A 20,365-nucleotide genomic window follows, 5' to 3' on the forward strand; every position below is an offset into this window, starting at 1 on the left:
AGCGCCGATAGAGATAAAAAACAGGGCCTTAAACGAGCCCGGGTTGTTCGGTGCATGATACGGGCGTTTCGCTGAAAATCCCGCCGGACAGACTCACTCTATCGAGCCGAGACCTATCAGCCGGCTGACCCCACCAAATCCGCCGATCCACAGGCTGCCGTCCGGGGCATTGGCCATGGAGAAGATATTGTTGGTGTAGAGACCGTCGTGCACGGTGAATACGCGGAATTTCTCCCCATCCCAGCGCGCCAGTCCGTTACTGGTTCCTACCCAGATACGGCCGTTCCGCTCATGGCCCAGCATGAAGATATGGTTTGAGGGGAGACCATCCTTCCAGGTATAAGTTTTCCACTCGGTCCCGTCGAAACGGGATAGACCGCCACCCCAGGTACCGGCCCATACCGCGCCCTGCCGATCCACCAGCAGGGATACGATGTAATTGGGATTGTAGGCGACATCCACATTGGTCAGCCCCATCTCCGCCTTCTGGCGTGCGTGATGGCTCGACTCCTTGGCCGGATCCCGGGTAAAGTCGATCTGGTCTTTTACCAATTCATAATCGGCCCCCAGCCCCTGTTCATGCTTCCAGTTGGTCCATTTACCCTCACTGAAACGGGCCAACCCACCTTCGGTGGCCATCCAGACTTCGCCATGCTTGCCCTTGGCCAGACCGTAAACCCAGTCGTTCGGCAGACCGCCCTGGGTACTCTCCACCGTGTAGGTATCCCAGCTGCCAACGTCCTTCAGCCGGCCACCGCGAACCCGGTTTGCCCCGGACCAGGTGGCAATCCAGATGTCGCCGTTGTCCAGGGTCAGCATGTCATAGATAAAGGCGTCCGCCAGGCCGTCCTGAATGTTGTAGTTCTCCCAGGTACCGGTCTGCTCATCGAGAATCGACAAACCGCCACCGTAGGTACCAACCAGCAACCGGTCGCCTAGTTTACTCAGGTGAAAAATGCCATTTGAAAGCAGGCCGGAGCGCACATCGTAGAGACGGTATTGATCGCTGCGGGTGTCATAACGGATTACCCCACCGGAAGTGCCGACCCAAACGATCGGACCATCCGCCAGCATCGCCTTGACATTTCGATTACCTACCCGGAAATGGGCGAATTGGACGCCGCTCGCCGCACGCTTGAACCCATTCCGCATCTTGCCGTCCGTGGGAGCGGTCGACGGCTGACCCGGTGCGACGGTATGGCCACCCGCGGTAGGCGTGCTGCTCTGACTGAAACTACTTGAACTTACCGCCGCCAGCACCAGGGCAATCAGCGCTTTTAGAATCATTGCCTTCATGGATCACTCTTTACTCTTGGAGGGTTGGATGCCAATGCGCACCACAGCGGCCCGGGTACCGGCCCAGATATCTCCTGACGGGCTCTCCACCAGGGCGTAAACATTGCTGTCCGGCAATCCTTCGGCCAATCCGATGGTCTGCCAGTTCTTGCCATCGTAGCGGGATACGCCGCCATTGGTGCCGAACCAGAATATACCCTTGCTGTCCTGCATGACGTTGTAGACAATGTCGCCGGCCAGCCCGTCATGTGTTGTCAAATTTTGCCATTTCTCGCCGTCAAACCGGCTCACACCTCCGCCCCAGGTCCCCGCCCACACCTGATCATCCCGGGCGACATGGATGGAGAATACATAACTCGGATTATACGTAGCCTGCCCCCCGCTCAACACGCCCAAGTCATGACGGGAGCGGGTACCCAGGCCGGTATTGCGACTGGGAGACAGGTGGCTTCCATTTCCGCCCCCCAGACCGTCGGCGTGGGACCAGGAGACCCACTGCTTACCGTCGAACCGGCTGACGCCCCCTTCGGTGCCAAACCAGACCCGGTCCCTGGAATCCACCGCCAACCCGTACACCCACTCGTTGATCAGCTCCTTGACATAGGTGGAGAACTGTCCGGTGAGTGGATTCACCCGATTGGCCCCGGCCCAGGTCCCTATCCAAAGTGTGCCGTCATCCTGTGAGGTAAAGGAGTAAACCCAGTAGTCGGCAAGCCCGTGCATGGGGAAAAAGGTCTGCCACTCGCCATCCCGGTAGCGGGAGGCACCGCCGCCATTGGTGCCGAACCATTTGTTGCCCTGCTTATCGATACCGATGGCGAAGACATATTCATTGGCCAGGCCATCCTTACGGGTCAGGGTCTGGCGGATCTGCAGCGTATCAAGGTCCACCTCGTGTACACCGACTGAAGTACCCACCCACAGCGCGTTGGTCCCGGGCTCTATTGCCAGTGCCCGCACATAGACCGAGTCACCGACATTGAACAGGTCGAGTACCGCCGGCTTGGCGACCGAGATCCCGACTTCCGCAGTAGCGGTAGCCGGCTTGGCGGCTTCCGGGGGTGGTGTATCGTCGCAGGCCGCCAGCAGCAGCGCTAAAAGAATCAGCAGTTTTTTCATTTTTCCCCAGCTGTTAATGGTTTAGCATTTTTTCTGAGCAGCGCTTTCGCCTCGGCATCACCGGCGGCAGCGGCCTTTTCCAGCCAGTTACGCGCTTCGGCCTGATTTGCCTGCTGCCCCATGGCGCCTTGTTCCAATACCTGGTAGATCTGCAGCATGGCGGGGACGTGGCCCTGGTCAGCGCTCTTCAGCAGCAGGGAAAATGCGGCAGTGTTGTCCACTTCCGCCCCTTCACCCGCCGCCAGCATCATCGCCAATCCCATCTGCGCCTCGGCGTCGCCCGTCTCTGCCGCCTTACGGTAGAGTGCCAATGCCTGCTGGTTCTCCTCGGCCTTATCCAGAATGTAAGCCAGCAACACCTGGGCGCGGACATGCCCCTGATCCGAGGCTCGCTCCAAATACTGGAGGGCGACAACCAGATCTTCGTTGCGAAAAGCCGCGAAGCCGGTTTCGTAATCGGATTGGCTGTCGGCCAGTATTGGAGTACTGAGACAGGCAAGTATCAATAAAAGTCGCTTCATGGTCGGTTACTCGGTATGAATTCCCTGACATTCAAAGCAATAAACGTGCCGATGAAATCATCCCTGCTCATCCTCCTCCAGCTTGCGGTAGAGGGTTGAGAGTCCGATACCGAGTTTTTTGGCTGCTTCCTGGCGGTCCCCACTCACTTCGTCGATCACCTGCTGGATCACATCCACCTCAAACTGCCGAACCCGCTCCTTGAGGGGGCCATCGGTGGAACTGATGGTGATGCCGAGGCGCTCATCCGCCGCCGCCTGATGCAGCGTCTTCGGCGGCAGGTCATTGACCTGAATCTCCGTATCCTCCGCCAATATCAGGGTGCGTGCGATCGTGTTCTGCAACTCCCTCAGATTACCCATCCAATCGTGGTGCAGCAGTATCCGCTCCGCCTCCACCGACAGAGTAAACGCCTGTTCCAGCTCCAGGCGCTCCGCCTCCCGGTTGAGAAAATAACGTATCAAGTCAGGCAGGTCTTCCTGGCGCTCACGCAGCGGCGGAAGGACCAGATTCAACACGTTCAGCCGATAGTAAAGATCTTCGCGAAAGGTCCCATCCTCAACCATCGACTCGATATTCCGATTGGTGGCCGCCAGGATGCGAACGTCCACCTTGCGGCTTATCTCGGTCCCGACCGCGCGGATCTCCTTTTCATCCAGGGCATGCAACAGTTTCACTTGCAGACCCAAGGGCAGCTCGGAGATTTCATCCAGAAACAGGGTGCCGCCATCGGCCTCAAGAAACAGCCCTTTTTTGGCCCGCTCGGCACCGGTAAAGGCACCCTTGGCGTGACCAAAGAACTCGCTCTCCATCAGATTATCTGGGATCGCTCCACAGTTGACCGAAACAAAACTGCGTTCCGACCGTCCACTCATCTCATGAATACGCCGGGCGATGAATGTCTTGCCGGTACCGCTCTCGCCAGTGATTAATACCGTCCCCGAGGTGCGCGCCACCTTTTCGATCATGCGCTCGATCTGCATCATGGATGACGCACTACTAACGAAACCACGCGGTGTCTGGCTCTTGATCATCTGCTTTAGCCGCAGGTTCTCCTCGCGCAAGCCCAACAGATCGCCGATCTGAACCAGCCGATGGATCACGTCCTCGTTACGCATCGGCTTCATCAGGTAGTCGTGGGCGCCAAGTTTCATGGCGGTAATCGCCGTATTGACTGAGGCGAAAGCGGTCAGCATCAAAAAAACCGTCTCAATACCCGATTTCCGCGCCTGTCGCAGTACCTCGATGCCATCAATATCGGGTAACCGAATGTCACAGACACAGACGTCAAACTGTTCGTTATTGAGCCGCTCAAGCGCAGAATGGCCATCACCCACATGGGAGACCTGATGCCCGGCCTTCTTGATTTGGGAAGCCAAAACCTGCCGGATCGCAGTCTCGTCATCAACAACCAGTACATTAAGATTTGCCATACCTACTCCACAGAGGAATCAATCGGCTCTACCGGCAGATAGAGATGGATGCAGGCGCCCTGGCCAGGACGGCTCTCCAGTGTGATAAAACCCTTATGTTTACTCACGATGGCACTGCACAGTGACAACCCCAGACCCGTCCCCTTGCCGGCTGGTTTGGTGGTATAGAAGGCATCCATGGCCCGCGACTGTGTCACTTCGTCCATGCCACAACCGTTGTCCATCACCTGTAGATGAAGCCGCCCCTCTTCGAGGGCCGTCTGTATCCGTATCACCGGTTCCTTGACCTCACCCATCTCACAGGCATCCACAGCATTGATCAGCAGATTCATGATCACCTGAATCAACTGGTCCGCCACGCCCACCAGGGCCGGCAACGCGCCATCAAGATCCAGTTGCAGGTCAACATTACGGAACCGATTGTCGTATCGCAACAGGTTGGCCGTACCCTTGATCAGGCTGTTGAAATCGAGCAGTTCCCGCTCGCCAGGACGAGGCGAGGCAAAATCCGCAATCTCTCGGGTGATACCGGCGAGCCGGTTGACCTGCTCCTCGATCAGTCCCAGATGCAATATCACATCCTTGCCTACCGGGCAGCTTTCCCCACTGCATGGTACTTCATGGTAGACCGACTGAATCGTCTGCAGGGAACCGAAGATCGCCGCGATTGGATTACCCACCTCATGGAGGATACCTGCCGCCAGTTGGCCGATGGCGGCCATCTTCTCCTGATGGAAATATTGCTGGCGAGTGGTCTCCAACTCGTGCTCGGCCTGCTTTCGTTCCCTGATGTCATGAAAAACAGCGATATAGCGTTTGCTACCCTGGAATGAGAGCGTACCTACCCAGAGATCGACCGGCAGCTCGCATCCCTTGGCACTCCATACACTGCTCTCGCGTACCCCGTGGGAGACCAGTGGTCCGATGATGCTCTGCACGCTGGCCGTCGGCGAGTCCTCCCTGCCGGGCGGAGTGAATAGCCGTATGGCGTCCATTGAGATCAATTGGTCCCTGGTGTAACCAAACATCTTTTCAGCCGACCGGTTGCTGTCGTGGATGAAGCCCTGCTCGTCGATAGTCAGTATGGCATCCTCGACCGTATCCATGACCGCGCGGATACGTGCCTCACTCTCTTTCAGGTGGTCCCGGGCAATCACCACTTCGGAGACATCGTGACTCACTTCGATGACCCCGACAATCTGATGTTCCGAGTCTCGCAATGGGGTTGAAACCACCTCGACGTAACGTGGCTCATTTTCGCTGTTGTAGTGGATGTGCATCAGCTTGACGGTATCTCCCTTATCCAGCACCTGTACAAAGGAGCATGGCTGGTCCTCACCCTCACACGGGGTACTACGCCGATGGCTGATCTGGTAACAGTGGACATACTCTTCCACCTTGTCTTCAGGGACCAGTGCCCTGGCGGCCCGGTTCATGTCCGTCACCCGCAAGTCGCGACCGATCACCATCACCGGATCGGCTATGCCATCGATGATCGACTGCAGAAAGGTTCGTGCATTCTCCAGTTCACGGGTTCGTTCCCGCACCCTGACTTCCAGTTGGTCCTTAACCTCCTGCACAATCGCCAAGTGTCTTTCGCGGTTGGCCTCTTCTACTTTCAGTGCCTTGTCGGTGCGATAGAAGAGCCCGAACAAAACCGCATAGGAGGCGCCAAGCAACAGCACAACGCCGAAGATCATGCGGATACTCTGCCGATCCAGTTCCGACAGTGCGCTGTTTACATCAGAATAAAGTTCAAAGGCACCAAGCACACGGCCAACACCGTTGTATATCGGCACATAACTTTCAAACAGATTGGCCTTGACTATCACCCGATCGGAGCTGTTGAAGGTGTCCCGATAGATCAGTTGTCCGACAGTTTTTCCCGCCAGCGCCATTTTCAATGAGGCATTGAGATGGGCATCTTCTCCGATCTCCCCACGCTCGGTAGAGTAAACGGTCTGCAACTGTCGATTGTAAACCTTGACCTTGACGATCGGCAGGCCCTGGATATGCTCAGTGATCGTCGCGTCGAACTCGTGTGCATAGGCAGGATACTGCCCCTCCTGCAGATCGGCTCCGTCTTGCAGAAGCCGCATCAATCCGTGATGGTCGAGTGAATTGGCGAATATACTGGCCAATATCTGATTGTGCTGCGCATGGTGTCGGAAAAGCGCGTCCTCCGAGAGATAGCGAAAGAAACCGATAAATAAAACGGTCAGCGCCAATGCGCCAAACAGACTGACCAGGGCAAAACGTTTGAGACGCGTGGACATGGATCAGCCTCTCTCGCCGCTACCGGACTGGTTCATCATCTGCCTGAGATCCATCAGGTTCTCCAGGCTGTCCCACTCCCGGGCACCGACGATTCGGGCACGCACAATACCGTCGGGGCCGATAAGAAAAGTCTGCGGATAGGCGTTCACGGAATAGCGCAACTCCACCAGTTTATCGTCGCCATCAAAGTAATTGGGGAATTTCACCCCGTATTTGCGTAGAAACTCTTCTGCCGCATACCGATCCTCCAGGGCCAGGCCTATCACCTTCAGACGGCTATCCGCCATGTGGGTAACCAACCGGTCCAGACTCGGCATTTCGGCACGACAGGGGCCGCACCAGGGCGCCCAGATATTCAACAGGACATAGTTACCTTTCAGCTGAGCCAGATTCAACTCACCGCCAAACAGTCCCTGGAGTTGGAGATCGCCAATCGGCTCTCCGACCTGATAAGCCGCTTCTTGCCGGCACCCGACCAGTACCGGCAGCAAAAGCAGACACAGCAGTAACAGTCGGCCGCTCCAGTGAATAGACATCATTTCAACCCTCATCATTAACCGTGTAACCAGGCGTTGTCCCTTTAGCGGATTCATTGTTGATAGCGGCACGTTGTTGCTCCCACTCCCATAACGCCGCCCGTGCCTTGGACAGGTAGGGGTCGTCCTGATGCGCTCTGTGTACATAGGTACGCATGGCGCCCATTGCCCCCTGCAGATCACCGTGCTGTTCAAACACCAATGCCAATCCGTAATACGCGTTGGGTAGGTCCGGTCGAAGTTCTGTTGCGTAACTGAAGGCCCGCTCCGCTTGGGCATACCGCTCCAATCCAAGCAGGGCGTAGCCCATATTGACATAGGCCTCCGGCAACCTGGGGGCGATGTGCACCACCCGGTTAAAGGCGATCAGCGCTCCCTCATAGGCCCGGGCATGGAGCAGGGAAACCCCTTCATCGAAGGCCTGATCAAGTTGTCTCTTCACCGCCAGTTTGGGTGGCTCATTCAGCCCGGCCTGATCGATCCCAACCGACTCCCCGGAGAGGGGCAACGGCTTGCGATAATCCGGCAGCCAGGAGATCAACGCACCCAGCCCTGCCACCATCAGCAGCGTAAGTAAAAGCGCCAGTGGCCTCCGGTCTCTGCGGGTGGCTCGACCAGTACTTTCAGACATCGCCCGCCCCCCGCGCCAGATCTGCAAGCTTGTTGTGGGATCCAGCTCCGCAAAGCCGGTGTTGAGCCATCAGGACCACGAACAACAGGCTGGCGATCAGTGCGCCCCCGCCGCCCGTCGCCATTAATAAACGTCCTAGCGGTGGCAGGTCGCCAACCGCGACCAGATTCTTGCGAGGGATATCCGAGACAATCAGGCCGGCCATCACCAGCAATATCCCGCCTCCGTAGAGGCCGGACTGCCAGGCGAGCAGGCGTTGCGCAACGCGCGTATTCCCGAGGATCCCCAGGTGGCGATAACAAACCCCCATGTAACTGAGGGTGATAGCGCCAATCACCCCGTGATAATGGGCAGGGACCCAGGCATTATTTTCCTCGATCAGCCACCCCAGGATAAAACCCAGTAACAGAAGCCATATCGGCAAACGGAGGAAAAACAGAAGTGCGGAACCGGCACCGGTGCTGGACCGAGCAAGGAGCAGGCCAAGCAGCGACGGCATCACCAACAATCCGTTCCACTCCATCTGCCAAGTAAAAAGACGCATGTCATACGGCGCGGGTAGGTATGGAAACAACGGGGAAATCAGGGCCGGAAACAGGATCAGCGGCACCTGGATCCGAAACAGGCGCGCCGGCCAACCGATTACTTGCGATCTACCCAACAACCACAGCCATGCCTGCATCACCAGGAGCAGATTGACCGTCTGCAACAGATGCCCAGCCCCCCAGAAAAGTCGTTGATAGCGGAGCAACGCCGTATCCGGCAGGGCAGACGAGGCGGCAATACCCAATTGCACATCGGCCAGCAGCAACACCAGGGCGGCGGCGCCGCAAAGCAGGCTTGCGCTATCGGCCCGACCGGCCAAAGCCTGTGGCAAATGGACCAGGGAGGGCAGTGATACAACACTCACCGCTAGCGCAAACAACCCGATCCCGGCCAGAAAAAAAACCTGATCGAGTACCGGCAGATAATCGCTCATGATCGGTGTTACCGCACCCACGAGGGGAGCCACCGCTATCAGTAGGACACCCGCCAAAGCTGCGGCGAAAGCAACACAGTTGATCCGGCGACTCGCCCACTGACGGTTTCGGCTCCAGAAAAAACCGCCCATCGACAGGAACCAGACCAGAAGCGAAAAATTCACATGCAGTACCAGGGCGCTATGAAAGCCCCGTTCGTTATCGCCGAAAAGCGTCACCATACCGCTCCTGGCAAGTACCAGCAGCAGGGCATAACAAACCGAGACCAGAAATGCCGTTACCGCGAGGGCGATCCAAGCTTGCGGAAGGCGATTGCAGTCAACACCTGGCCGTCTGGAGCGGACCATTAGACCATCCCCTTGTGTGGTGCCTGAGTGATAAAGGGGATACCGAAAAAGGTGAGAAAACCCAGTGCAAACACTCCCACCACCAGCAGTGCCGCGACGGTATGCCGAGGTTTCAGGGTTAGTCGCAGGTGGATGGCCAGGGCGAGAAAGATCCAGGTCATCAGTGACCAGCTCTCGAGCGGGGCCCAACTCCAGTAGCGGCCCCAGGCATCCCGGGCCCAGATGGCGCCGGCCAGCAGCATCAGGGTGTCAAAAATGAGACCCAGCATCAGAAACCGGTAGGCCAACTCCTCCAGACTGACATTGTCCGGCATGCGGGCGAACCGGTTATCCCCGGCCAGGGCGCGGCTCAGTATCACCCCGGAGAGCCCCAGGGCCACCAGCACACTGCCGAAAAAGATCTTTCCGAAGCCGATGTGGATATAAAGCCAAATAGTATGGTAGGTCGACGGCAGCAACCCCTCGCCCGGGTTGGTCATCATCATCCAGCCCATCATCAGGAACAGTACTGGCATTACCAGCGCCGCTGCCGGACGGATCTGACGAATCCACAGACTGGCCAGGGTGTAGATCAGGGCCAGGCTCCAGATGTTGCTGGAGAGGATCTCGTACATAGTGACAAAGGGACCGTGTCCCAGTCGCTCCCAGCGTAATGCCAGTGCCTGGGTATGCAACAGCAGACCGAGTATCAGCAATGCCAGAACACTCCGCTCCGGGCGACGCTTCATCACCTGGGCAAAGATCGCAATACAGCCGGCCCCGACATAGGCGACCAATGCAATCCAAAGTATCAACTGTTCCTGTTCCATATCATCCTCAGTGATTCGTGTCGCTCAACCAACTACGCTGACGGTATTTGCGCCCCATGTGCCAAGCCAGGGAGAGAACCGCCAGCAGCACCGCGGCTACCAGCCAGGGCTGAGTCCAGTCGTAGGCCACGTTGTATCCCATCCAGGTGCGCAGCCCCTGATAACTGAGCACGCCCACTTCGCCCAGGCGCACCTGATCTCCGGGTTGCATGTCAAAACGCTGCTCTCCCAAGCGCAAGATCAAGTGGTGTCGGGCTGGCGGTCGAAATACCGACGCCCGCTCTTCAGACAGAATCGTCTCATCGAACTCCAATTGAACCCAGACAGGCTCAGCCAGCCCGGGCAGGCTCCATGTGGTATGCTGCCTTAGCGCCTCACCCGGGAAGGGTGGTAGCCGTACATCACCCGTCACCGGGCTGCCCGACCCGTCCGGTCGCCACTGAAATACCGGGGCATACCCCTTGTTAAAGGTGGTATAAAAACGGTAGCCCCGCACGATCAGCGGACGGTCATCGCCGATCACCTGGACCCGTGACCCGCCCGTCTCGTCAAACAGCCGGACCTGATTCAGCGTGGTGGTACGGCGCGGACCCGGGGCATAGTTGATGGTGAACCGTTCATTGACGAAGCGGACCTGGTCCAGCACCCAGTCATGCCAGGGCCCGGCTTCATACTTCACCAGTTGCCCGTCGAACGCCGCCCCCTCGGAAACTTCGGCCCAGCCCTTGAGATAAGTCATGCGTCCGATGCCCAGCAGCACCATCAAGGCCAGCAGGGCCAAATGAAACAGCAGCAACGGTAGCTGCCGGCGGAACAACGGGTTGACCAGGATGGCGGCCAGCAAATTGAGCGCCAGCACCCCCAGAGGCGGCGCCACCCACCAAGTGAAACCTTCCACCAGACTCAGCGCGCGTATCACCACCCCCAACAGCAGCAGCAGCGCCATCAGGGTATACTTCAGCGAGCCGAGCCACTCAAGCAGGTGCCAGACCGCTGCCCCTCGACTTCCCACACGCTGTTGTTCAATGGTCGCCATCGCGGTCTCAGTTTGGGCTCTGGCAGGCCGCGTCGCGCATCCAGTTGCGCCCGGTATCTCCCGACTTGGAACCGCAGTCGTTCTCCCGCCACTGCCCGCTAGGGCGAAAGTTGACCACCTTTAAAAAGGCGTTCAGGTAGTAAGGGGCGTTGGTATAGCCATTATTCTTGCTGCAACCGCCGTTGGTACTGCCCCAGCCGCCGCTGCCTGTGCAGATCTCTTCTCCGCCGGCCGCCTTGCCCGCCTCTGGACCGACATCGTTGAGATTGACCAGCAATGCCTTGTTCTTCCAGCCGTGGGGCACTGCGACATGGCACCAGCTACACTTCATCGCGCCAATCTGTTTGCGGTGATAGGAGTGCAGGTCGCCGCGGCCCTTGTCGCTATCGGGGTTGTAGAACCCGGTGCGGCTGCCTCCGTCCGCCGGATAGGTATTGAAGTCATGACATTTGAAGCAGAGGTCATCGGACTGGCCCGAACCGGTGTTACTGTCCCAGTCCCCCTTGAGGATGAAGTTCTTACTGGAGCCATGGGGCCCCCAAGGGTTACTGCCGGTGGGCACCCGCGTGGCATTGGCGGTGGCCGAACCGTGACAGTCGGTACAGTACATGGTCTGGTTACCGATATTGTTGCGCCAGGGCAGCAGGAAAGCGTTGGCGTCCATATTGCGCTCCGTAGCGGTACGACCGGTGGTATCCATCACCGGGTGCCAGGAGCGGTGGTTGTCGGTGGCATAGCCACTGCCGGCGCCGGTATTGGCGGCGCTCCCCTCACCCTGGTGACTGAACGGTGCCTGGAACTCCTTGGCCTGATTGGTATATTGGATCATGCCGTTGGTCCCCGAGGGGGTCCCTCCGCCCGAATCCCCCAGGTCCGGCCGGGTACCGGCCGGATAGAGGTTGTCATCCTGGTAGCCATAGTCCGAGTGGCACTTGAGACAAATCTGGTATTCGCGGGTCAGGTGGGAGCTGGTTACGGCGGTGCTGGCCCCGCTGCCGCCATCCCCTTTTTTCACGGTGTAGCCGGACGGCTTATCCTGAAAACTGGTGGAGCTGTAAACCGGCTCCACCCCCCAGGCGCCACGCAGGGCACCTGATGCCAGGTTGGAGGGGGTGTCCGGATCATGGGTCGAATCGGCGGAGCTGCCGGAGCCGTTGAACAGACGGTTTTTCATCAGCCGGTGGGGATTATGACAGTCGGTGCACTCGGCATGGCGGTTGTTGGTAAGCTGATCTTTGCCGAGGTTATCCTGGGTTTCGATAAAATCCGCGTCTTTGATATTGTGCTGCTCCGAGCCCGCCGGCTGATCGTTGCTGCTGATGGGCATGTGGCGGGAGAGCTGGAAGTCGGTCTTGATATCCGGCACATCGGTCACCGTGGAGAGAATGCTCTCCGCCGCATTGCTGTGGCACTGGTAGCAGGTGCTTTCGATGGCGGGGCTTCCGCCCAGTCGCGGCGTGGTGGGCCCTCCGGCGGCGTCGGTACCTTCGCGTAGCAGGCGACGGGAACCTTGCACGGTGTGGGTATCATGACAGTTGAGGCAAGCAGCCTCCCACACCCGGGTGGTATCGGGAAATTCGCGCAGGGCCGCGGCACCGCTTTTGTAGGTTTCATCCGCTACCGATGGATTGGCGTGTGCCGAACCCGCCCAGGCCTGACCCAGCTTGTCATGACAGGCGAGACAGACGATATCGCCGGTCTCATTGAAGGCACCACCGCCGGGCGTGCTGCTTTGAAAGCGGTTAAGGCGCAGGAACTTGATATTCCTGGTAGGGTCGCTGTCCCGGATATGGGGGTCATGACAGCTGACGCACTCCACCTTGCCGTCTTCCAGTGGAACCTGGTGTTTGATACCCGGCGCCCGGGTGCCGATATGGGCGGCACTGGCAGGGTCGCGCAGCTCACCGTCTGCCAGAGCCAGGGTGCTGTCGTAGGTGAAGGAGATCGGGTGGTCGTTGGTCAGGTCCACGCCGAGCTTGCGGGTAAAACCGCTGGTCTCGCCCTGGCCGGTGGCCATGGTTCCGCCGGTACCGGTCCCATTCAGATCGATACTCACCCCGGACTGGCCGCTTGAGACATTCACCGATCCGATTGCCAGGGTCCCGTCATGGCAGGATAGGCACAACTTGGAACTGCCCCCCGGCTCGGCGGCGATGTCGGTGGCGTTGATCGAATTGGAAGTGTAGGGGGTGTAAGTGGCACCGGAGAGTTCGCGATTCCACAGCGGGGCAGTTTGCGAAACGGTCGAACCGTGAGGTGTGTGACAAAACACGCAGACCTGGGTCTCACTGACCGCCTTCACCGTACCGGGACCGGTCACCGAGAGGTTGTGTTTGGTACTGCGGATGTCCGACACCCGAGCCGCCTGGACGGTTGTAAGCAGCCCCAGCAACAGTAATCCGATGATAAACCTGTGCCCGTTCACGGCGTGCCCCCAAGGAACTGGAAGACCTGGACCCGACCGTTGAACATATCGGCCACATAGATCTGATCTTGATTGTCATGCCACACACCGGCCGGCAGGAAAAACTGCCCCGGCAGCTGTCCGCTACCGCCGATTGCCATCAGGAACTGCCCCTGGGGATCGAAAATCAGCAGGTGATCGAAGTAGGACTCCACCACATAAATGTAGCCGTTCAGATCGACCGTAATCCCCTTGGGGCGTGAGAAGTTGCCGATGTACAGACCGCGTTCACCGATTAGCCCCTGCAGCCCACCCTGGCGATCGAAAATCTGGATACGCGAGTTGAGTGTGTCGGTAACATAGAGCCGGTCTTCATGCCAGGCGATGTAGGTGGGTGCATTGAGCTCTCCGGGACCATCTCCGGGCGCGCCGATGCGACGCAGCAGCGTGCCGGCGGAATCGAAAACCTTGATGGAGCCGTCCCGGGTGTCGGCGATGAACAGTTCACCGCTCAGCGCATCACGGGCTATACCGGTCGGTCGCGTCAGCAGGCCTTCGCCCAGCGTTCCGCGCGGCCGGCCGCTTCGATCCAACCGCGCTACCAGCCCCAGCTCCGCATCGGTGACCAGATAGTCCCCGTTGTCAGTTTCGGCAATCCCGATCGGAGCGATAAAGCGTCGCTGTTCGGTGGCCATCTCCCATATCATCAGCTGCGCCTGCCGCGGGTCGAACACATAGACCGCCTGACGGCTCACGTCGGTGACCAGTATTCGCCCGGTCGAATCCACCAGTCCGCTCTGTGGGCGCTGCAATATCCGGGGGACCCGCTCCTCCTGACCCAGCCCGACCAGGATGGCGAACAGCCCCCGACTGCCATCAGCCGGGCGATCGGCGACAAAATTTTCCTCCCCGCTCAATTGTCCGGAGAAAATATAACGCGGCACCTCCGGGGCGGTGGGCCAGACCGGCCATTGCTCCCGGACCACCCCCGCGAACGGATCGTAATGATGCGGCGCATTCACGCCGGCGCAGCCCGCCAGCAAGACCAATCCGAGCCACAACCCGTGGCGTACCCGCTGTTTTACCATCGCCCCGGCCCTCCGGTCTGATGGCCACCCATGATGCGGGTCTGCAGCCCCTTGCGCCCCGAATGACAGATATCACAGTTTTCAACCGACCAGGCGACCTGCCCGTTGTGACACATGCCGCAGAACTTGCCATCGATAATATCGGCCATGGTGATGTCGTTGGCTCCCGCCCGCATCTCGAAACCCAGTTCTTTGTGACAGACCTTGCAGCGGAAACGGATGCGATGAAACCAGTGTGGGTAGATCACCGGCCGCATCCCCTCTTTTTCCGCGCGGTGATTGAGGATGACATCGCCATACTCGGCAAAAACCGGCAACGTGAACAACCCAAGCAGCAGTATGACAAGTGCGGCAGGGCCGATTCGTTTGTGTATGGCGTGACGTTCAATCATTGCCGCTGATTTACCTTATTTTCCAATGTGTCCGGTTGCACACTGTGACAGCGGTTGCAGAGGACCAGTGGGAAGGCCACCGCGCCGTGGCAGCGGCCACAATACTCGCCAGAGAGGATGGCGAGCATACTGAGCGGGGTCTCGCCCGCCTTCATCTTGAAGATCTTTTCGTGGCAATTGCTGCAGTCGAGCCACTCGGTATGGGGTTTGTGGGGAAAACGCACATAAGCGGTACTGCCGGTGTGTTTCATGATGATATCCAGATCCAGCACCTCGATCTTGGTCTCTGGGAGGATGTTGGTCCGCGGCTCGATGTACCCCATCTCCAGCGCCTGCACCCAACGCACCTTATTGCCAACATCACCCGCATCATCCCGCGGCAACTGGGAGAGGGCATCGCCCGGATTCTGCATCACTTCAAGGGCCGGATTATCCGGATCATGCAGTCCGTCCTCGGCCAACGGGGTCCACTCCGCTAACAGCGGGCCGGCCAACCACAGCGCTGTCATAAACAGCGCCAGTGAAAACCATCGTGCCTTTCCGTGCTGTCCCATTTTGCCCCCTTATCCCGGGATATAGACGCCGGCCCCGCGAATCGCACGTACCAGCTCTTTTGTCGATAACTCAAGCAACTCTACTGCCTGTTTATAATCGCCACCCGCCGCCTTCCGCTCGGCCTGGGCACGAAACTCCGCCGCCTTGGCCAGGAAGCCGTCCACCATTTTCCGGGTGTTGGTGGATTTCATCTTCTCTTCCAGCAACACCGATACCAGCATCTTATGGGTATCGTTGCGGTCCAGTTCGTAGGTGTACTCATCTTTCTTGCTTGCAAAATTAAGCGACCGAACCAGGGTATCCCCCCGCCGCAGCCCTTCGATAGCCACCTTGGATTGGTAGTAGACATCGTCCAGCTGTTTGCGTGCAGCATCCAGATTTCCTTCGGAGGCCAGCTGCTGGGCCTGCTTCAAGCCCTGCTCCACACGGGTTATCGTCTCGCTGCTTTCGTTGCCTGCCGCTTTTTCAGCGGCGATCCGTTTCAGCGCCTTCAGCAGCACATCCACACTGGCCGCCTTTGCATCAAAATCGTTACGCTGTTTCTGTGCGATCTCCTTGGCGGCCCCCACCTCGCGGATGGCACCAAACATTAGAGCCGTAGCCTCACCCAACTGTCGATTTGCCGCTTCATAATCGCCCTGGCCTAACAGTTTTTCCGCCTCAACCAACTTCTGGTCCGCCTGTTTCTGGTAATCCTGCGCCTTGCTATTGTCGCTGGCTGCGACACGCCGGGCACCGGAGGAGGTCCGCACCAGGCGTTGCAGATTCTCCAGACGACTACTGACCGACTCTTCGCTGACCGTCGGTTGCGGCGGTTTCTTGGTTTCCTGCGCCAACACTGGCGGCAGGATTAGGAGCGATGCCAATACGCCCGCCATAAGACTTTTCCTCTTCATATTTCACTCCCGTAAAACCCTATTTGGAAAGATAGACGCCAACCACCGCCAACGCCTTGATCAATATGTCCGTCGCGCCGGACTGGGCAGTAATTGCCGCTTTAAACTCTCCGGTCTGTGCCTGCTTTTCAGCTTCACTGTTTAATTCCAACGCCTGACGCCGTAACGCCTGAACCCGACCCATTCGCGCATCACCAAAGACCTGTTCATCCAGTTTCATGTGCAACAATAACTGGTAGGTCTGAAAGCGCCTGGCTTCGTATCGATACTCGTCATCCGGACCCTTAAACTCAAGTCGGTAGTTGACCGTCTCCTTGTCTCGCAAGCGGGTCAGCTCAGTCGCCAGTTCCTGATAGATCTCGCCCAACTGATCGATCGCCCTGGCGATCCCATCAGTTCCGGCCGTCTTGTCAGCCGCTGCCAGTCTTGCGTGTAGCTGCGCCATATCCAGCTTGACCTGTGCGGTTCCCTGTTGCTCTATCCACTGCTCCAGGGACGAAAGCAGTGACCGAACCTCACCCCGCCGCTGCTGGTATTTTCTCCGCTGCCGCTCAGCCCGGTCTTCGCTGGTGCGCGTACGGAATGTCCTGGCCAGTTGCCGAATCATCTCATCCAACTGCACCTTGGCCTGCTCCGACCGGCCCTGCTCGATCAAAATCCTGGCTTCTGCCAGGGAAGCCCGATAGGGATCATTCTTCGGATCGAGTTGCAAACGCTGGTGCAGCCGCTCCACCAGGTGTAGCTTCTGCTCCAGGGTTGAGGCGTTGGCGGGGCCAGCACTGCCGATACTCAATACCGACAGCAGCAGCGACAGCAACGGGCCTCTTATTTTTTCATGGGTTTGTTCTTGGAATGGCATTTTCTGCACTCCGCTACCGGAAAGGCCACCTTGCCATGGCAGACACCGCACTGCTCGCCCATCAGGATGGATGCCATACTGATGTTGTTCGCCCCCTTCTTGGGAATGAAAATGGCTGGGTGGCAGTTTGAGCAGTCCAGCCATTCGGTATGCGGCTTGTGTGGATAGACCACATCGGGCATTGAGCCCTTCACCTCGCGTACGATATTCAGATCCAGCACAACTGGCTGTTTGTCCGGGTCAAGCCGGTCATAGCGTGGCCCGATCTTGTCGCTCTCAAGAGATTTAACCCAATCCACACGGTTGCCGGAATTGGCTTTGTTGAGGCTAGAAAAGGCCTCCTTGGGGTGCTGCAAAACTTCGGTACCATCATTTTCCGGATCATGAATACCATCTTTTGCCGGTGGCAGATTACGCTGGTCGGCAGGTCGCAACAGCCGGTTGAAGGAATTTACCCGGCGCGATTTGGGACTGGCCTTAGCGAGTACTACCGGCTTAGGCACCGGTCTGGCCGCCGGTTTTTCAACCACCACGCTACGTGCACTGTCCACAGGACTCTTCTCGGCGACGGCCTTACCTCTATCCGGTACGGGTTTGCCGGGTACTTTCTCTGCTACCTCGGACTTGACGGGAGGTACCGATATTGCGGATTTGCTGCTGACAATACTTTCACCTACCAGCCCCATCATGTGGTGCACCGCCAGCTTGATATCCTCTGCCGAGAGTGCAGGGTTGCCTCCTTTCGGAGGCATCGATTTGAATCCTTCATTGGCATGCTTGACCAGGGTCGCCTCTCCCTGCTGCAAGCGCGGCATCCAGTCGTGTATGTCACCCAGTTTCGGCGCATTCAGCACACCCGCGACATGGCACGCGGAACAGACCGTGTCGACAATCTGTTTCCCTTTATCTTCGACAGCCGAAGCCCTGAATCCAACCAGGCTAAGCAGGACAACCCCTAGTACAGGTCTCATGTTTGCAGTCATCGCCATTACTCCTTAGCCTTCGGTTTTTCCGGGGCCAGCAATTTCTGCAGGGTGCTCTGATGGACTTGCGTGGAGGTGTTCGGCTTACCGGAGTGACACAGATTGCAGTTCTCCACCGACCAGGCGACGTCGCCATTGTGGCAGGCGCCACAAAACTCGCCATCGATGATCTTCAACATGGTGATGTCATTACCGCCTGCCTTGAACTGGAACCCCAAGTCGGCGTGGCACACCTTGCAACGAAAACGGATGCGATGAAACCAGTGCGGAAAGATCGCAGGTCGCATACCCGCCTTGTCGGAATAGTTGTTGATTACAACGTCACCATACTCCGCCAGCGCCGGTCCGGTCCCCAGCAGGAGAATCACAAGCATAACTGCCAAGCCTGGAATTACCCCCGCACAACACCTCTTTCTGCTACTGATCATCGATTGCTCCTGTTTACAAAAAACCGTCCGCTAAGGCTCAGAAGGAACGGCTGGTACTAAGAAAAATACTTTTGTTTTGTTCACCATCGGCACTCTGGTCAACATTCGTGGTAAGTCGCACACCGAGCCGGCCGACGCTGTAATTGAACTCGTTGCGCCAATGCAATCTGTTATCGTCCTCGAAGAAGCTGAACAACTGTTCACTCTCGGAGCGCAGTTCCAGATCGGATTGAAAACGCAAATTTCGAAAACCCAGAAAACGCCGATGAAAATAGTTGGCATTGACGCTGGCAAAACTGTTCTGACTGACCTCGTTGTCACTGGTGACGGATGAGGTGCCGAGATTGAAATCAGCGCTCCACCCGGCGTAGCGGGTCAGCGACTGGCTGTGTCCTCCGCCCAGATTCAACAGCTGAATATGGGTATCGTTTTTACCCAGTATCAGGTTATCCACCACCGACAGCCGCAAGTTGGAGCTGCCACCCGCCCCGGCCCGGTTCAGGCCTGCCGAAGCACTATGCTGCACGGTCATCAGGCTACCATCGGGTGAGCGGAACTCACCGGTGGCACCCTGGCTGGCATTCACTGAGAGCGTCCAGTCGGCAATTCCGAGCGGCAATGAGCGGCTTATCTGGTGGGACAGTGCGGCGCTCACCGACTGGCTTCCCTCCCCCTCATCCTCGAATTCGTTGCGCACCCCACCACTGGCCAGCCAGTTGTAGGAGAACCCCAGTAGCGGACGAGCCTTAGGTGTGTAGTTCAGCAACGCCGACTGGAAGCTGGAGAAGCCGTTTTCGCTGTTGCGTAACGTGACCCCCGCATCCGCATTCAGCCTGAAGGCCTCGCTGAAACGATACTCGATGCCACCGCTGACGCCCGCTTCCTGGGTGTCGCTGACAGCCGATGCCGACTCATCCTGGCGACTCCGGACATTGGCCCGTGCGCGTACCGTCAGGGGCCGCTTCAGATCGCGCCACAGCAGATTGCTGTTGGCCTGGAACTCGCTGTTGGTGATCCCTGCGGAGGTAGCAGTCTGCTGCTCGCTCAAGCTGAAGCTGGCGTTGCTGTCGATCGATAAATGCTCCTTCGGATGGTAGCGGTGGGTACCGCTCAGCAACAGGTTGGTCTGCTGGGTGTCGGGATTTTCCTGCTGGAAATCCAGCAGCAGCATGTTTGCCGTTATATCGTGCTTTTTGCCACGGAGAATCATGTCCGCCTGCAATTGGTCGCGGGTACTGTTCAATCCATCGGATAACGCCTCCTGGCTGTTGCGTTCGACGCGCACGGTGTAGCGCTGATTGCCGGTCAAGGGACGATATGTCTGAAATAGCCCCATACGGGTATTGCGGTTGTCGCTCGAGTTGCTGTTCAGTCCGTTGGTGTCGATCCGACTGTCCGACACATCGGCGTAAGCCTGCAGCGGGAAGCGGCTGCGCGGAAACAGGTTCAGCTGCCCGCTGCCGGAAAAGAGATTGCTGGACTGTTCGGTTTCCTCGCTTTCGCTGCTGGCGCGTGATAGCGCCAGGCGCCCGTTCCAGGTGGCCAACCAGGGACGCCAGATATAGCTGTTGGCACTGATCTCCGCGGTATTGGTCATTTGACTGCTGTTGTTTCCGTCTGCGGGCTGGTCCAACCGGTAAGTACTACGCAAAAGCCCGGAGTAGTTGATCGGCGGCAAACTCGATTCGGCGGCTTCGAGCACCATTGAAAGACCGAAGCAGACAACCAGTGCCGCACAGGAAGCCGTCTTGTGAGCCACCGAAACGTACCGGCCCCC

The 20,365-nt window shown here is 58.2% G+C and carries 19 protein-coding genes; all 19 read right to left on the reverse strand.

Going from position 1 to position 20,365, the window contains the following annotated elements:
• Nucleotides 1-93 precede the first annotated feature (93 nt).
• Entirely contained in the window at nucleotides 94-1,296 is a 1,203-nt protein-coding gene (locus ACQY5R_RS05820; RefSeq protein WP_428605693.1) for a ligand-binding sensor domain-containing protein, read from the reverse strand.
• A gap of 3 nt (nucleotides 1,297-1,299) precedes the next feature.
• Nucleotides 1,300-2,415: a ligand-binding sensor domain-containing protein gene (locus tag ACQY5R_RS05825; protein WP_428605695.1), complete on the reverse strand. Its 1,116-nt coding sequence runs from the start codon at nucleotides 2,413-2,415 to the stop codon at nucleotides 1,300-1,302.
• On the reverse strand, nucleotides 2,412-2,936 hold the full coding sequence (locus ACQY5R_RS05830; protein WP_428605698.1) for a tetratricopeptide repeat protein: 525 nt from the start codon (nucleotides 2,934-2,936) through the stop codon (nucleotides 2,412-2,414). Before ACQY5R_RS05830 ends, ACQY5R_RS05825 begins: the two co-directional genes overlap by 4 nt.
• 57 nt (nucleotides 2,937-2,993) lie before the next feature.
• On the reverse strand, nucleotides 2,994-4,367 hold the full coding sequence (locus ACQY5R_RS05835; protein ID WP_428605700.1) for a sigma-54-dependent transcriptional regulator: 1,374 nt from the start codon (nucleotides 4,365-4,367) through the stop codon (nucleotides 2,994-2,996).
• Between the two features lie 2 nt (nucleotides 4,368-4,369).
• Nucleotides 4,370-6,643: a PAS domain-containing sensor histidine kinase gene (locus ACQY5R_RS05840; RefSeq protein WP_428605703.1), complete on the reverse strand. Its 2,274-nt coding sequence runs from the start codon at nucleotides 6,641-6,643 to the stop codon at nucleotides 4,370-4,372.
• A 3-nt stretch (nucleotides 6,644-6,646) separates the two neighbouring features.
• Nucleotides 6,647-7,183 carry a TlpA family protein disulfide reductase gene (locus tag ACQY5R_RS05845; RefSeq protein ID WP_428605706.1) on the reverse strand — a complete coding sequence of 179 codons (537 nt, stop codon included), beginning with the start codon at nucleotides 7,181-7,183 and terminating at the stop codon, nucleotides 6,647-6,649.
• Nucleotide 7,184: 1 nt separating this feature from the next.
• Nucleotides 7,185-7,811 (reverse strand): tetratricopeptide repeat protein, encoded by a 627-nt coding sequence (locus ACQY5R_RS05850; RefSeq protein ID WP_428605708.1) that lies wholly within the window; start codon nucleotides 7,809-7,811, stop codon nucleotides 7,185-7,187.
• Entirely contained in the window at nucleotides 7,804-9,138 is a 1,335-nt protein-coding gene (locus ACQY5R_RS05855) for a hypothetical protein (protein WP_428605711.1), read from the reverse strand. Before ACQY5R_RS05855 ends, ACQY5R_RS05850 begins: the two co-directional genes overlap by 8 nt.
• Complete coding sequence (locus ACQY5R_RS05860; protein WP_428605714.1) at nucleotides 9,138-9,947, reverse strand: cytochrome c biogenesis protein; 810 nt, start codon at nucleotides 9,945-9,947, stop codon at nucleotides 9,138-9,140. Before ACQY5R_RS05860 ends, ACQY5R_RS05855 begins: the two co-directional genes overlap by 1 nt.
• A gap of 7 nt (nucleotides 9,948-9,954) precedes the next feature.
• A complete protein-coding gene (locus ACQY5R_RS05865) occupies nucleotides 9,955-10,983 on the reverse strand; it encodes a cytochrome c biogenesis protein ResB (protein WP_428605716.1) in 1,029 nt (342 codons plus the stop codon).
• 7 nt (nucleotides 10,984-10,990) lie between these two features.
• Entirely contained in the window at nucleotides 10,991-13,408 is a 2,418-nt protein-coding gene (locus ACQY5R_RS05870; protein ID WP_428605718.1) for a hypothetical protein, read from the reverse strand.
• A complete protein-coding gene (locus ACQY5R_RS05875) occupies nucleotides 13,405-14,475 on the reverse strand; it encodes a 6-bladed beta-propeller (protein WP_428605720.1) in 1,071 nt (356 codons plus the stop codon). The genes ACQY5R_RS05870 and ACQY5R_RS05875 overlap by 4 nt, the downstream gene beginning before the upstream one ends.
• Nucleotides 14,469-14,867, reverse strand: coding sequence for a c(7)-type cytochrome triheme domain-containing protein (locus tag ACQY5R_RS05880; RefSeq protein WP_428605723.1), 399 nt, complete (start codon nucleotides 14,865-14,867; stop codon nucleotides 14,469-14,471). The genes ACQY5R_RS05875 and ACQY5R_RS05880 overlap by 7 nt, the downstream gene beginning before the upstream one ends.
• Nucleotides 14,864-15,421 carry a c(7)-type cytochrome triheme domain-containing protein gene (locus ACQY5R_RS05885; RefSeq protein WP_428605726.1) on the reverse strand — a complete coding sequence of 186 codons (558 nt, stop codon included), beginning with the start codon at nucleotides 15,419-15,421 and terminating at the stop codon, nucleotides 14,864-14,866. Before ACQY5R_RS05885 ends, ACQY5R_RS05880 begins: the two co-directional genes overlap by 4 nt.
• Nucleotides 15,422-15,430: 9 nt before the next feature.
• Complete coding sequence (locus tag ACQY5R_RS05890) at nucleotides 15,431-16,318, reverse strand: hypothetical protein (RefSeq protein WP_428605729.1); 888 nt, start codon at nucleotides 16,316-16,318, stop codon at nucleotides 15,431-15,433.
• Nucleotides 16,319-16,337: 19 nt separating this feature from the next.
• Nucleotides 16,338-17,177 carry a hypothetical protein gene (locus tag ACQY5R_RS05895; protein ID WP_428605731.1) on the reverse strand — a complete coding sequence of 280 codons (840 nt, stop codon included), beginning with the start codon at nucleotides 17,175-17,177 and terminating at the stop codon, nucleotides 16,338-16,340.
• Complete coding sequence (locus tag ACQY5R_RS05900) at nucleotides 17,144-18,160, reverse strand: c(7)-type cytochrome triheme domain-containing protein (protein ID WP_428605733.1); 1,017 nt, start codon at nucleotides 18,158-18,160, stop codon at nucleotides 17,144-17,146. Before ACQY5R_RS05900 ends, ACQY5R_RS05895 begins: the two co-directional genes overlap by 34 nt.
• Nucleotides 18,161-18,165: 5 nt before the next feature.
• The gene (locus tag ACQY5R_RS05905) at nucleotides 18,166-18,534 is read right to left on the reverse strand and encodes a c(7)-type cytochrome triheme domain-containing protein (protein WP_428605736.1); all 369 of its coding nucleotides are present in this window, start codon (nucleotides 18,532-18,534) and stop codon (nucleotides 18,166-18,168) included.
• A gap of 91 nt (nucleotides 18,535-18,625) precedes the next feature.
• Nucleotides 18,626-20,347, reverse strand: coding sequence for a hypothetical protein (locus tag ACQY5R_RS05910; protein WP_428605738.1), 1,722 nt, complete (start codon nucleotides 20,345-20,347; stop codon nucleotides 18,626-18,628).
• Nucleotides 20,348-20,365 lie beyond the last annotated feature (18 nt).

The organism is Sedimenticola sp. (assembly GCF_050289425.1).
Taxonomy (GTDB): Bacteria; Pseudomonadota; Gammaproteobacteria; order Chromatiales; family Chromatiaceae; genus Sedimenticola.